At 74.1% G+C, this 14021-nt stretch carries 10 protein-coding genes; all 10 read right to left on the bottom strand.

Annotated elements, in window-relative coordinates; translation table 11 throughout:
* Window positions 1-243: 243 nt before the first annotated feature.
* The 10 genes from NQZ70_RS45495 to pheA all read right to left on the bottom strand — a co-directional run bounded on the left by NQZ70_RS45495 (window position 244) and on the right by pheA (window position 13408).
* On the bottom strand, window positions 244-1479 hold the full coding sequence (locus NQZ70_RS45495; RefSeq protein ID WP_237244650.1) for a CotH kinase family protein: 1236 nt from the start codon (window positions 1477-1479) through the stop codon (window positions 244-246).
* 121 nt (window positions 1480-1600) lie between these two features.
* A complete protein-coding gene (locus NQZ70_RS45490; RefSeq protein WP_129579808.1) occupies window positions 1601-3730 on the bottom strand; it encodes an HlyD family secretion protein in 2130 nt (709 codons plus the stop codon).
* Between the two features lie 100 nt (window positions 3731-3830).
* Window positions 3831-4514, bottom strand: coding sequence for a DUF4956 domain-containing protein (locus tag NQZ70_RS45485; RefSeq protein WP_129579807.1), 684 nt, complete (start codon window positions 4512-4514; stop codon window positions 3831-3833).
* Between the two features lie 64 nt (window positions 4515-4578).
* Window positions 4579-6651, bottom strand: a complete 2073-nt coding sequence (locus tag NQZ70_RS45480) for a PEP/pyruvate-binding domain-containing protein (RefSeq protein ID WP_129579806.1) — start codon at window positions 6649-6651, stop codon at window positions 4579-4581.
* A gap of 57 nt (window positions 6652-6708) precedes the next feature.
* Entirely contained in the window at window positions 6709-7761 is a 1053-nt protein-coding gene (locus NQZ70_RS45475) for a hypothetical protein (RefSeq protein WP_207217646.1), read from the bottom strand.
* 62 nt (window positions 7762-7823) lie between these two features.
* On the bottom strand, window positions 7824-8882 hold the full coding sequence (locus NQZ70_RS45470) for a hypothetical protein (RefSeq protein ID WP_237244649.1): 1059 nt from the start codon (window positions 8880-8882) through the stop codon (window positions 7824-7826).
* A gap of 73 nt (window positions 8883-8955) precedes the next feature.
* Complete coding sequence (locus tag NQZ70_RS45465) at window positions 8956-10110, bottom strand: tol-pal system YbgF family protein (protein WP_129579805.1); 1155 nt, start codon at window positions 10108-10110, stop codon at window positions 8956-8958.
* Window positions 10107-10706: an RNA polymerase sigma factor gene (locus tag NQZ70_RS45460; RefSeq protein WP_237244648.1), complete on the bottom strand. Its 600-nt coding sequence runs from the start codon at window positions 10704-10706 to the stop codon at window positions 10107-10109. The genes NQZ70_RS45465 and NQZ70_RS45460 overlap by 4 nt, the downstream gene beginning before the upstream one ends.
* Before the next feature lie 147 nt (window positions 10707-10853).
* A complete protein-coding gene (locus NQZ70_RS45455) occupies window positions 10854-12218 on the bottom strand; it encodes a hypothetical protein (RefSeq protein WP_272826936.1) in 1365 nt (454 codons plus the stop codon).
* Window positions 12219-12328: 110 nt separating this feature from the next.
* Complete coding sequence (gene pheA / locus NQZ70_RS45450; protein ID WP_129579803.1) at window positions 12329-13408, bottom strand: prephenate dehydratase; 1080 nt, start codon at window positions 13406-13408, stop codon at window positions 12329-12331.
* Window positions 13409-14021: the final 613 nt, after the last annotated feature.

Below are 14021 nucleotides of genomic sequence, written 5' to 3'. Positions count from 1 at the left end.
GGCCCCACCGCCCCTTGCGCGCCGGGCTCCGCCTGCAGCATCGCGCATGCCGCGGTAGGGCCGGCGGAAGGCGTCGGGATTTTGCGGTTCAGCGGCGCCGGAGGCGCTCTGTCGGATCGGGACGTCTGCGGGCCTTTGCGCCATCCCGCAACCGTTCGCGGGCTCCGGCAGCGGCTTGCGCAATACGACGGTTGAGCTCGGTCACGCTCGATGCTGTGCGGCAACAGGGACGGTCGCCGGCGGTCAGGGCTCGACGCGGCACGCCGCGCTGCACCCGTCGCCGGCCGCCGTGTTGCCGTCATCGCACGTCTCGAGCCCCGCGACGTCGCCGTCGCCGCACACGATCGCGGGATCGATCAGGGCGCGGCGCAGCTTCAGGTCGTCCCGGAGCGCGCTCGCGTTCGCGTTGAACTCGATCAGATCGTCCCGGGTCGCCTCGCCGGCGCTGGCCGTGTTGATCACCTGCGCCGCCCGCTCGATGGCCGCGAGCGCGGCGCCCTCGTCCCACGCCGCGCGCGCGATGCGGTCGAGCTCGGCGCGGAACCGCGCGTCGAGCGCCGGGATCTCGCGGATCCGGCGCGGGAGCACGGCGACCGGCGCGGTCTCGGTGTCGAAGCGCGGGTCGTCCAGGATGCGGTCCATCCCGTGGGGAAGGAACACGAAGCGCCCGTCGACCGGGTTCTTGTACAGGTAATAGTTGTTCGCGCGGTACGCGTAGCCGTCCCAGTGACCGAGGAGCGCCTCGAGGGCGAAGCTCGTGATGAAGCGATCGAGGTCGAGGTGCTCGCCGACCTTCGCCGCGAGCGCCTCGTCCGGCGTGTCCCGGATGGCCTCGGCGAGCGCGCGGAGCGCGGCCGCGCCCTTGTCTTCCCCGCCGTCGAGCTCCGCGGCGCCGAGATCGTCGACGAAATCGCCGCAGCACGGCCCCTCGTAGAGCGCCCCTTCGTCGTTCTTCTCGCCGAAATGGCGCCTCAGGAACCGCTTGTCGATGGCCTCGGTGACGACGTAGATGCCCTTGTCGACGCCGTTGAGGCTCACCACCGCGTGCGCGGTGCGCGCGGCGGGCACCCCGGCGCGCTCGTGCATGTCCCCCCCGAGCTGCTCGCGCAAAAAGCTCGAGTCCTGCTTGGCGCTGTTCAACAAGAGCTTCTTGACCCCGTCGAGCTCCGCCCGCTCGTCGAACTCGTCGATCTTGACGCTGAAGCTCGGCTTCTTCTCGAGCTCCTTGATGTCATTGCCCTTCTGCCGGATCCCGGCGCCGCGGACGACCTCGCCGTCGTAGGTCAGCGTGCACGGCACGCGGTTGTCGAGATCCGTGGCGAGCTGTTCCAGGTGGGCCTCGTCGACGGTGATCGCGATCGTGTGCAGCTTCGTCCGATCGAAGACCGCTTCGCCGGTCTCCTCGTGCACCGGACAGCCGCTCTGGCTCGCCACCACGAGGAGGAGGGCGAGGGCGGCGGAAGCGTGGCTGGTTCTCATCGTTCCCGGTTTCCAGTGGAGCATCTCTCTGGATACCGCCTCTCCTCCGCGTCCGCCCGCGCGGACTGGGGCCGGCCGACCGCGCCGCGGCGCGGCGCGAGCGGGGCGCCGGGGCCCGCGCTCACGGGCGCCACGGGAGCTCCTGGAACGAGGGCGCGGCGCTGCCGGCGTCGAACACGATCATCAGCGCGCCCGGCGCGAGCGAGGGGGTGAGCCCCTCGGGCTTGAGCCCCGGGAACCGCTGGACGAGGCGCGGCGAGAGGACGCCGGCCTCGGGGCGATCGACCCGCCACAGCGCGCCGGCATCGCCGTCCGCGGTCGAGGGCGTGGACGCGATCGCGAGCGAGCCGTCCGGCATGAAGGCGAGCTCCGAGATGCCGCCCGGCGTGGGCCGCCCGTCGACCTCCACGTCGACGCGCGCGCGCGCCCACAGCGAGACGCCGGCCGCCTCGAAGCGCCTCGCCTCGTCCGCGGCCCGGCCGCCCTTCGCCCGCGCGGCCTGGACCGGGGAGGCGCCCTCGCCGCCGAAGAGCGCGAGCGGGGCGGCGACCCGCCAGAGCATCGCGTTGCCCTGCGGATCGAGGGGCGCCTTCAGCCCGAGGTACAGCGCGCCCTGCCGGAAGGCGAGGCCCTCGATGTCGAGCGCCCGCGTCCCGTCCGGGAGGCCGAGCGCCGCGGCGCGCGCGGGGGCCGCGTCGAGCAGCTCCGCCAGGTGGATCTCGCCGTCGACGCGGAAGCCGCCGCCCTCCGGGCGGAGGCGGAGGAGCGCGGTCCGCGCGGGCTTGCGCTTCCCCTTCTTGCTGTAGCTCTGCGACGAGAGGAGGTAGACCTCGCCCGCGTCGCCGGCGGCGATCCCCTCGACGTCGCTCAGCTCGTCGACGCCGCTCACGGGCACCGGATCCGGCGCGACGGCGCCGCCCGCGGACATCGCGAAGAGCCACGGCGCGCCCTCATTGCGCTCGTGGCCGGTGTCGTCGCTGACGATGAGGTACCGCGACTCGCCGGGGCGGGCGAGGACGCCGGACGGCTCGAGGCGCGAGCGGCCGGCCAGCGCCGGCGGCACCTTCATGGGGAGCCGCGACGAGGCCGCGGCGGCCTGCGGCGCGGCGGCGGCGCCGGGCGCGGCGGGGGCGGGGGCGGGCTTGGGCGGCGCCGGGGCGGGCCTGGGCGGCGCGGCCGCCCGCGCGCCGCCGAAGGTGATGTCGAAGGCCTGGCCGGGGACGAGCGCGGCCGGCGCGTCGAGCGCGATGGTGACCACGCGGCCCCACGCGGGCACCTGCGGCGCCGGCCAGCAGCGCGGGGGGAGCTCCGAGACGAGCGGACCCACCGCGGCGACCGTGCCCGGCAGCGCGTCGCCGAGCTGGCCCCGGATCCAGAGCTCGGCGCCGTCGCCCTCGTGGACGCCGAGCGCGAGCCGCTCGGGGACGCAGGCGATCGCGCGCGCGCCCGAGCGCGCGCTCACGAGCTGCGCCACGGGCTCGCCGGCCGGGACCACGTCGCCGGGCTGCCGGTCGATCGAGGCCACGCGCCCCGCGCTCGCCGCGCGCAGCGCGTACCCGGCGCGCCGCTGCTCGAGCATCGCGATGCGCTCGGACGCGACGCGCGCGTCGGCGTCGAGCTTCGCCGCGAGCCCCGACGTCTGATCCCGGAGCTCGCTCCGGCGCCGATCGGCCGCCTCGAGCTGCGCCGTGAGCAGGCTCAGGGTCCGCGGCTTCTCGCTGGCGATCGCCGTCACCGTCGCGCGCTGCAGATCGAGCTTCGCCAGCTGGTCGACGGCCGTCAGGTGGCCCTCGACGAGCTGCCTCATCCTCGAGATCTCGCCGTCCAGCACCTTCGCCTCGGCCACCGCCCGGCGCTGCTCCTCGCGCTGCTCGGCGAGGTGGCGCTCGACCGACGCGCGATCCACGTCGAGCTTCTGCTCGACGAGGGCGAGCTCCATCCGGAGATCGGCCTCGACCTGCGCCTTCTCCGCCTTCGCGACGCTGATCTCGGCGTCGATCGCCGAGGCGTCCAGCGTCGCGATGACCTGCCCGGCCGAGACCTCCTGGCCGACGGTCACCTCGATGGAGGCGACGCGGGCGGTCTCGATCGGCGAGATCGCCTCGGGCAGCGCCTCCGCGAAGCCGAAGACCTGCCCGCGCGGGCCGCCGCCGTCCAGGTGGAGCCACAGCGCGGCTCCGAGCGTGAGCACGAGGGTGATCGCGGGGCCGGCGTCCTTGAGCGCCGAGCGGAGTCGCAGGTAGCTGTGCATCGGTGATCCTTGCGCGGTGATGACGACGGCGGTCGCGTCGACGGGTCGAGCGCGCCCGCGGGGCGAGCGAGGCGGGCCCCTCGACGAGGGGCCTCGGCCGCTAGAGATCCAGCGTCGGTTCCTGGAGCATGAGCGAGACGTCCTGCACGCCCGGGATGGCCTGCAGCCTCGAGACGAGCGACGCGCGGAGCTCGGGCGCGCGGACGCTGATCTGGTAGGCGTGCTCCATGAGGGTCCCCTGCGCGGCCTCCCGGAGGGTCACGAGGGAGAAGGTCTGGCAGTGCGCGCGGAGGATCTTCGCGAGCGCCTCCTCCGCGTCGGGCATCGAGGGCGCGGTGAAGCGGAGCAGGCCGTCCGGCTGCCGCCGCGCGCCGTAGCCGGTGACGTGGAGGAGCAAGGTCCCGCCCCCGAAGATCGCCGTCCCGGCGAGCGCCGCGCCGAACGCCTGGAGCCCGCAGGCGATGCCGACGCCGAGCGCCGCGAAGATGAACATGACGTCGCGCGGATCGCGGAGCGTCGTGCGGAAGCGGACCGCGCTGAGGCCCACGGCGACGCCGATGCCGGCGGCGAGGCTGCTGCCCACGGCGAGCATCAGCATGCACGTGATGACGCTGCCCATGGCCATGCTGTGCACGGCGGAGCGGGCGTAGGAGAGGCCGCGGAAGGTGGCCATGTAGACGAGCGCGACCACCTGCCCCAGCCCGAACGCGAGCAGGAGCGCCACGAGGGCCCTGCGGAGGTCCACGGCGCTCCCCTGGGTGAGCCATCCGAGCCAGTCGATCATGACGGTCCGTTCTCGCCTGCGGCGACCGCGGGGCGCGGCCCCCCCGGGCCCGCGGTCGGCCGCCTCACGGCGCCCCGGCGGCAGCCCCGCGGCCGGGGTAGGGGCGCGCTTGCTTGATGTAGAGCGTCGGCGGCTCGTTCGGGCTCGCGTCGTCGTCGAACTTGAACTCCACGTCCATCGCGTACCAGCCCGTGTTGCCCGCCGCGGGGCCGTACGCGGGGGAGAACCGGGTGTGGATGGCGTCGAGCGCCTTGCCGAGCGCGTGCACCTGCGCCGCCGTGAGGACCGTCTGGCCCTCGGGCACGAGGGTCGAGTGCGTCAGGTAGGTGACCGGCTGGTTCGGCTGGTTGAAGAAGTAGAGGAACTCGTCGTTCGTCACGCCCGCCGGCGGGGCCACGACCTCCACGTCGCCGCCCGCCTGCACGTTGACGTAGAACGCGGGCTGGACGCCGGCCGTGTCGAACGGGTTGTTGGTGATGGCCACGCCGTTCGCCTCCTCGTCGGGGAAGTTGTGGTGCACGAGCAGGGCCATCCCGATCGACCGGTGATCGATGCCGTAATAGGTGCGCTCATCGAAGGTGCGGAGCTTCCAGGCGCTCGCGTACGTCTTGCGGATGGCGTCGAGGACGTCCTCCCAGTCGGTCGGATCGCCGGTGTTCGAGTCGTAGCAGCCGGCGCACGGGAACCCGTCGAGATCCTCGCTGTTCGTGCTGGTGCGGAACCGCATCTTGTGCCCGGGGTACTCCGCCTCGATCTTCGCCTTGAGGAGCGCCTGGAAGTCGGCGTCGACCGGCGCCGCCTTCATGGCGTCGCGGAGCGCCTTCAGCTGCTCGTCGCGGGCCGCCGGGTCGGTGTTGAACTTCGGGTCGTCGAGCATCGCCTCGATCTGCTCGTAGAAGCCGTTCTGCTTCATGAACTGGTCGTAGTAGTAGACCGGGATCGCGAACGCCTTCTGGATCGGGAGGTCGGGGATCCTCGACAGGATGGAGTAGTGGGCCGCCTTGCCGCCGAAGGCGAGGACGGCCTGCTTGATCGCGTCCCGGAGCGGCTCGCCCTCCGGCGGATCGGGGGTCACCTCCGCGATGTCGCGCAGATCGGTGACCGTCAGGTCGAGCTCGGGGAGCGTGACGGGGTCGGGCTTGTGCGCCTCCCAGAACGCCTCGGCCTCGGCCTCGGTGACCTCGCGGACGCTCCAGGACGACGGCCCCGCGGTGAGCTCGACCAGCTTGTCCTTGAGCGCGAGCAGCTCCGGGTGGCTCATCGCGTTGCGCAGCCCCATGTTGGGCGTGCGCCGGTTCTGGGAGAGCACGTTGACGTGCGACAGCGGCGTCTGGAACTCCTCGGTGATGATCCCCTGGACGACCGAGATGTCGTTGGGCGCCTCGTCGAGCACCACGATGTCCTGATGGGACAGGTACTCGTCGTCGAGATCCGCCGCCTTCGCGAAGTGGAGGCGCCCCATGGCCGTGCCGAGCGAGAGCGGCTGGTAGTCGATCCCGGCGTAGAGATCGCCGGTGCTGACCACGGGGACGTCGGCGGGCAGCTTCTTCGCCTCGACCGCGACGGCCTCCGACGTGGGGTGGAAGGCGAGCTTCGCGCCGAAGAAGGAGGCCCCCTTCACCGCCCGGAACAGGGTGGCGATCATGTCCGCGGACGCGGTGTCGTACGGAGACAGCTCGAGCGCCCACGCGTCGGGGCCCTCGTAATGCGTCACCGCGCCGAGGACGAAGCGGCGATCCGGCGTGAAGTACTCGGTCGCGTTGAAATCGGCGAGGGGGGGGACATAGGGCAGCCCCTCGCCGGACAGGTGCGAAGATACGAAGTCGTAATGGATCTGGTAGAGAACGCTGTTCTGGAAATACAGCGCGTTCTGATCGGCCTGATCCAGGACGACCTTGACCGAGCGCGCGCCGGGCAAGCTCGCGTCGACGGGCGCCGACGCGAGCGCCTCGAAGTCCTCGGCGCACCCGACGCGCTTGAGGAACTCCGTCGATCCGTCGTCGCCCTTGCGCTCGCAGACCTCCGGAGCCGCGCCGACGTCGTCCGGTGCGCCGCCGCCGCCGCCGCACGCGCCCGGCAGCACCGCGGAGAGCAGGGCGAGCGCGACGATCGACGAGATGCGTTTGCCTTGAACCATGAGTCCTCCTGAGACAAGTAAGTTGATCGAGGGGCGGCGCGCGCCGGCACGCCTGCGTCAGGGCGTCAGCGCGAAGCAGTAGATCCCGCCGTAGCCGCCGCCCGAGCCGACGGTCGACTCGTTGGGCAGCGGTCCCCCGGTCTCCAGGAGGTTGATGCCAGGCGCACACCCCGACTCGTCGAGGGACGACATCCAGTTGGCCATGTTGAGGTTCCCGCCGGGGCCGCCGGGGTCCCCCCCGCCGGTGGGGAAGCCCCCGCCGGTGGGGAAGCCCCCGCCGGTGGGGAAGCCCCCGCCGAAGTTCCTCGGCCACGAGTGCCCGACGCGCGGCCTCCCCTCCGCGTTCTTGTCGCCCGCCGCGGCCGTCCAGTCCTTGCACGTGGCCGTCGCGCTGTAGAGCTTGCCCTGGTCGTTGGTCCCCGTCAGGATGTCGTGGTTATCGACCTCGGGCTGGCTCGGATCGGGCTGGTGGTTGGGGACGCCGTCCTCGTTCGGCAGATCATCGATGATCGCCTCGTCGGCCGCGGTGGGTCGATCGTTGAGCAGCTCCTGCTTGTTGTTGGCGACCAGCCGGCCGAGCCGGTCGTACCAGGGCCCCTCGCCGATCCGGTCGATCGCGTCGACCTGCTTGCCGTCCTCTCCGGCGACGGCGCTCAGGAACGCGCGCCACTGCTTGCTCCCCGCGCCCGGGAGGCTCCTCTCGGCGATCGTCGCGCAGATCTTGTCCGCGCCGCGGAGGCCGGCGCCCGGGCCCGTCTCCCCGAAGCGGAGATCGCCCCCGAAGCCGTCCTGCGAGCCCGACAGCTCCTGCATGGCGACGAGGCTGGTCACGAAGAAGCTGAATTTCTCGGTCGTCCCGCCGCCGGTGCCGGTGGTGGCGCCGCCGGTCGTGGCGCCGCCGGTCGTGGCGCCGGTGGTGGCGCCGCCGGTGGTCGCGCCGCCGGAGGTGGCGCCGCCGGTGGTGGCGCCGGAGGTGGCGCCGCCGGAGCTCGACGACGTGGTGGTCGTCCCGTCGCCCGGCGCCTCCGCGTCCGAGCCGGAGCAGCCTACGGCGGTGGAGAGCAGCGCGACGGCGAGGGGCAGCAGCAAGGGGCGATAAGTGATGGTCATGGGATCTGTTTCCTTTGTCTTGGTTAAGCTGGGCTGTGCGCCGCGCCGGCCGCCGGCGAGGCTCATTTGCAGGTGAGATCGCTCTGGCAGGTCTGGCCCTCGGGGCACTGCGAGCTGTCGTTGCACGAGGTGATCCCCGCGATCTCGACCGACTTCTCGATCTGCGACGAGATGACGAGATCGACCCGGCCGGACGCGATCGTCGCGGAGCCCACGGACCTGCGCGTGACGATGATGGTCGGGAAGCCGGCCGCGCCGAGATCGAGGAGCTGCGTGACGAGCGACCCCGGCACGTCGAGCGAGCCCGTGTCCTCGGCGGAGCACTCGATCATGCCCTTCGTGCCGCCGTGATGGCTGATGTCGAGCTTCACGTAGATCTCCGAGGCGCCGGCCTGCCCCGGCGGCGTCCACGCGAGCTGCACGTCTTGATCGGGATCGAGGCGGATCGTGTCGTTCAGGAGCTCGAGCGGGCGCACGCCCTTGGCCTCCACCGCGAAGGCGTCGAAGTAATCGCCGCTGGCCTCGAAGCGGACCGTCTGGCCCTCGTCGGCGGGCGGATAGCGGAGCTTCGCGCCGGCGGGAGGCTGGTAGTTGTTCGCCACGGGGTTCATGACGAGGGACGCCTCGCCCGACTCGAGGTTCAGGCCGGTCACCGTCACGGCGCCGGCGCTGTGCGCGGCCGGGTAGGGCTGGCACGTGTCGTCCTCGACGCAGACGGCGCTGCCCCCGCAGGGCTCGTTACAGAACGGGACGCGCGGCGTGAGGAGCCGGCAGCTGCCCTCCTCGGCCGCCATCTCCCAGATGATCTGCGACGGCGTGGGCCCGTCGTAGATCTTCCCGACGACCGACGTGCTGCCGGACGGCGCGTCGCCCGCCGGCGTGTCGGGGAGCGAGCGCACCTGGAAGGCGCCGATGAGGCGCGTGGGGTCGCCGGGCGGCCCGCCGGGACCGGTGGAGCCGCCGGAGCCGCCGGAGCCGCCGGAGCCCCCGGCGCCCGGCGTGTCGCCCGTGCCCGACGACGAGCAGTGAAGAGAAAGAAGGCTCACGAGCCCGAGGAGGACGCCGGCGCGCCCTCCGGTCCGGTGAGGGAATTTTACAATTTTGCGAATTTTTCGCGACATCTCGATGACAGGGTGGAGATGTCGCAGGTTCGGGGGTCAATCTTTTTTGCGGAGGCCGCGCGAGCGCTGGCGCTCACGTGCCGCCGAGCTCGGACAGGCGCGCGCGCAGCCGCGGGGCGTGGACGCTCTGGCCGTGGCGGGAGAGGAAGTCGGCGATGGCCGCGCGCTCGTCGGCCGTTCGCCCGAGCCGGCGCAGGCACTGCGCCCGCCCGACCCGGGCCTCGGCCGCGAGGGGGCCGCCGGGGCCGGCGAGGTAGCGCTCGAAGTGGCCGAGCGCCTCGGCCGGCTTGCCCTGGCGGAGCGCGATCTGGCCGAGCGACACGAGCGCCGCCCGCGCCTCGGGGCTGGACGGGTGCTGCGCGAGCAGGGCGCGGTACGCGGCGCTCGCCTCGGCGGTCTTCCCCTCGCCGAGCCGGGCCTGCGCGCGCAGGAGCAGCGCCTCGGGGCCGATCGGGAGCTCCTCCGCGCGCGACCTGGGCGGCTGCGGGGCGCGAGCCCGGGCGTCGCCCGCGCCGGTGGCCGCGGGCTCGCTCGCCGCCGAGCCCGCGCGGGGCGACGGCTCGCTCGGGGGAGCGGCCGCGCCTGCGCCCGGCGAGAGCGCGCCCGGCGGCTCGCCCGGCGCCGCGGCTGCGCCCGGCGAGGGCGCGCCCGGCGGCTCGCCCGGCGCCGCGGCTGCGCCCGGCGAGGGCGCGTCCGGCGAGGGCGCGCCCGACGGCTCGCCCGGCGCCGCGGCTGCGCCCGGCGAGGGCGCGCCCGGCGCCGCGGGCGCGGGGGCGGGCGGCGCGCCGCTCGGAGCGAGCGCCTCGCTCGTGCCCGGCGCGGGCGGGGGCGCGTGCGCGGGCCCGTCGATCAGCTCCGCCGCGAGCGCGCCCAGGAGGGTCGCCGCGGCGGCCACGCCCGCGAGCGTCCCCGCGACCCCGCGCCGCAGCGCCGGCCGCGGCGCCGCGCGCGGCCGCGCCGCGCTCCTCGGCGCGGGCTCGACGTGGGCGCGCGCGAGCACCCGCTCCAGCATGGCGGCGTCGCTGAGCTCGAGGCCGGCGCCGCGCTCGTCGCCGAGCCTCCCGATCGCGGCCCAGAGCTGCGCCTCGCCGCGGAGCTCGGGGTCCTCCTGCTCGGCGCGGCGGAGGAGCGCCGCGTCCTCCGGGCGGACCGGCTCGCCACGCGCCTCGGCGGCGAAGATGGCGGGCAGGCGGTCCAGATCGATCTCGGGCTTCTGGGTCGCTGTCATGATGCCCTCTTGCGGCCGATGGCGATGTCCTGGCGCACCTGCTTGCGGAGCGCGCCGATCCCGAGGCGCAGCCTGCTCTTCACGGTGTCGGGGCTGACCTCGGTCATTCCGGCGATCTCCTCGATCGAGTAATCGAGCGCATGGTGCAGCAGGATCACGTTGCGTTGCGCCTCCGGCAGCGCGTCGAGGTACGCCCGCGCCTCGCGCGGGAGCGCCTCGAACGGGGGTTGATGCGGCGCCTGGGCGACCTCCTCGTCGATCGCGCTCTCCGGCGCGACCGGTGCGCCGTCCCGGCGCTGCTGCTTGACGTAGCGGAGGATCGTCCGGACGGCGATGCGCTTGGCCCAGGCCTCGACGGCGGCCTCGCCGCGGTAGGTCGAGGCGCTCTCGAGGATCGCGAGCAGGGCGAGCTGCGCGGCGTCGTCGGCGTCGGCGGAGCTGCGGAGGAACGCCCGCGCGATCCGGCGGACCCGGGGGATGACGTGCGTCATGAGCCAGGCCTGCGCCTCTGGATCGCCCGCGCCGGCGCGGCGCATCCGCTCGAGATCGAGCGGCAGGGGCGCGGCGGGCGGCGGTGTGGGAGGGGGGCGGGTCATGGCGCTGGCCGGGCACGGCTCGGGAAACGGTCCGAGGCTCGTGCGAAGAGCTCGTGTGTGCGCAGCGTCCATCGCCGCGACCTGGTGCGGCGCCCGGCCCGACCCGGGTCAATTTTCTTTCCGAGCCGGGTCACGGGGCGGGGGTGGTCATCGCCGGACCGCGCCCTCCGTCGCCGGCGAAGCCGGCAAGGAGAGGCCAAGCTCCAGCCCGAGGCCGGCGAGGAACCGCACCGGGTGGGGCTGGAGCGCGAGGGCCGGGTGCACCGAGGCGTCCGGCTGCGTCAGGAGGACGTCCGCGCCCAGCATCGCCTTGAGGCGAAGCCACCCGGTGATCGGGTACCCGAGCTCCGCGACCGGCGCGGCGCTGACGATCACGTCGGTCCGGGCCTCGGGCGGGGGCAGCTGCCGCGGGATCATCCGCGGCCACCGCCAGGGGGGAAGGAAGCCCGGCGGCGGCGGCTGGCCCCGCGGCGGCGGCGGCCAGGCCGGCAGCGGCCACGCGGGCGGCGGCGGCCACGCGGGCGACGACGAGGTGGGCTGCGCGGAAGGCTGGGGGATGCGCTCGACGACATCGACGCAGGCGCGCGCGCCGAGCTGCAGGTCGAAGCCGAGCGGGAGCCGGAGCCGGAGCTGGCCGGTCGCGCTCACGGGGTGACGCACCAGCTCGAACGGCGACCGGTCGTCGCCGAGCGTGGCCGGAGGGACCAGATCGTACCCCAGGCCGAGGACGGCCTGATCGATCGGCGCCCACGAGGCGCGGAGCGCGGCGGCGCTCTGCCAGGGCACCTCGTCGCTGAGGTTCGCGCCGGTGTAGCCGACCTGCACGGCCAGCGTGGGCAGCCTGGGCGCGTCGGGGCGGGCGCGCCGCTCGACCGCGGGCGGCGGCGGGCCCGGCGCCGCGCCCGCGGCCGCCGCAGGGGGCGCCGCGGGCGCAGGGGCGGCGGCGGGCTCGGGGGGAGCCGCCGGCGGGGCCGCGGCCGCGGCGACATCCACCTCGGCCAGGCCGGCGATGCGCCCCTCGCGGAGCTCCTCGGCGACGGCGCCGGCGATGTTGGCGAGCGCCTCGAGGGCCGCGGTGGTCTGTCCGGGCGGGACCGGGATGCGGCGGCCGTAGACCTGATCGCCGCCGCGCTCGACCGCGTACAAGGCCAGCTCGTCGGCCGAGCCGGCGTCGATCCAGAGCACGCCCCGCGCGTCCCAGGCGTCGGCGAGGGCGCGCGCGTCGGGGAGGAGGGTGTGCAGCGCGGGCCTCGACGCGCCGGGGCGGACGACCTGGAGGCGGACGCCGAGGGGGCGGACATGGGCTGCGACGAGGTCGATGGCCCGCTCGTCGATGCGGTTGGCGCCGGGGAAGGCCGCGAGGACGAGCACCGGCGCGCGGGCGGCGCTGGGCGCCTCGCGGGCGGCGCGGGGCGCTTCGGCGGCGGCCGGGAGGGCGACGAGCGTGCAGACCACCGCGCTGGCGGCCGTTCGGGCAGCGCGGAGGGCGAGCGCGAGCGACGCAGCCGGCACGGGCTGCGGAAAATATCATCCTTCCCTCCGGGGCACCATCCCCGGCGGGCCGGCTCGAGCCGCGGAGTTCGTGCGATCACGGCGGGGCGGCGGCGCCGGAACTAGCGGCCTCAGCGCGCTCCGGCCGACCGCGGGTAGCTGCCGAGCACCTTCACCATCTCGCAGCGGGCGCGCAGCCGCTCGATCGCCTCGGCGACGCGCGGATCGCTCCGGTGGCCCTCCAGGTCGACGAGGAAGACGTAGTCCCAGTGCTTTTGCCGGCTCGGGCGCGACTCGATCCTCGTCAGGTTGATGGCGGCGTCGTCGAAGATGGCGAGCACCCGGCGGAGCGCGCCGGGCTCCTCCTGCACGGAGAAGACGATCGATGTCTTGTCCGCGCCCGTGGGCGGCGCGTCGGCCCGGGCGATGACGATGAAGCGGGTCGCGTTCTCGGGGCGGTCGTGGATGCGCTCGCGGAGGAGCGGCAGCCCGTAGAGCTCGCCCGCGCCGCGGTTGCCGACCGCCGCCGCGGCGGGATCGCCGAGGACCTCGTGCGCCGCCGCGGCGACGGAGGCGGTCTGGACGATCTGCGCGCCGGGGAGGTGCTTGGCGAGCCAGAGGCGGCACTGCGAGAGCGCGTGCGAGTGCCCGAGGACGCGGGTGATACCGCTCAGCCCCTCGGCCTTGCTGAACAGGCAATACGCCACGTCGAGCACGAGCTCCTGCCGGATCTGGAGGTCGCTCTCGATGAGGGCGTCGGCGGTGAGGGTCACCGAGCCGTCCGTGGAGCTCTCGACGGGGACGACGCCGCAGGCCGCCTCGCCCGCGCGCACGGCGTCGAAGACGCCCTCGATGGTGCCGGTCTCCCGGTAGCGCGCGGCCAGCCCGAAGAGGTGGCGCGCGGCGACCTCGGCGAAGGCGCCCTCGGTCCCGGGAAAGGCCACCTTCATGGGCTCCTCGAGCGCCAGACAGGCGCTCATCACCTCCCGGAAGACGACCCGGATGGCGTCGCGCGGGAAGCGGCCGGCGCCCTTCGTCTGGAGGCGGTCGAGCACGCGCCGTTCGCGCTCCGGGTCGTGGAACTGCGTGGCGTTGGCGGCGCGCTTCGCGTGCGCGACCTCGACGGCCACCTCGGCCCGTTCGGCGAGGAGCTCGAGGATACGGTCGTCGATGCTGTCGATGCGCACGCGGAGCTCGCCCAGGGTCGTCATGTACAATTCACCTCGGAGGGGACCGGCGGCCATCAAAGCGCAGGGGGCGCCGCCGCGCAAGGCTCGCCTCGGCGGGGGAACGCGCGTGAAACGCGCGCGACGGAGGCGCGCGTCGTGGGCGAAGCGGCATCCGTGCGGGCTCGACGCGTGGACCCCGCTGGGAGAGAGGAGACCGGCGAAGGCGAAGGGGAAGAGCGAGCGCCTGACGAGGGAGCGGGAAGGGCGGGAGCGATAGGGGCGGGTGCGGGAGCGACAGGGGCGGGGGCGGGAGCGGCAGGGGCGGGCGCAGGCGTGAGAGGATCGGGGGCGAGCGTGAGAGGATTGGGGGGAGGGCGCGATACGATGCCAGACGTGCGGTACGGCCGCCTCCTGGTTGAGCGTAACGGGGGATGGCCGCTCATGGGGAGGAGCTGTCAATCAGAGTGGCCGATGCGGAAGAGGAGTTTGTCTCCTTCCTGTGCCGCAGCATCGATGTCAAGGGTCAGGCTGCCTGAACGATTGATGTGCGCACGAGGACTGATGGTCCGTCGCGCAAGAGGATGGCGCACGCGCCGCGTCAGCGCGACGCATGCGCCCATCGGTCCATGCCTCCGTCTGGACGATCGCCGATCGA

This window comes from Sorangium sp. So ce836 (genome assembly GCF_028553905.1).
In the GTDB taxonomy this organism is placed as follows: Bacteria; Myxococcota_A; Polyangia; order Polyangiales; family Polyangiaceae; genus Sorangium; species Sorangium cellulosum_D.
The sequence above is the reverse complement of the archived record's forward strand: the minus strand, read 5'-3'. Positions and strand labels throughout refer to the sequence as shown.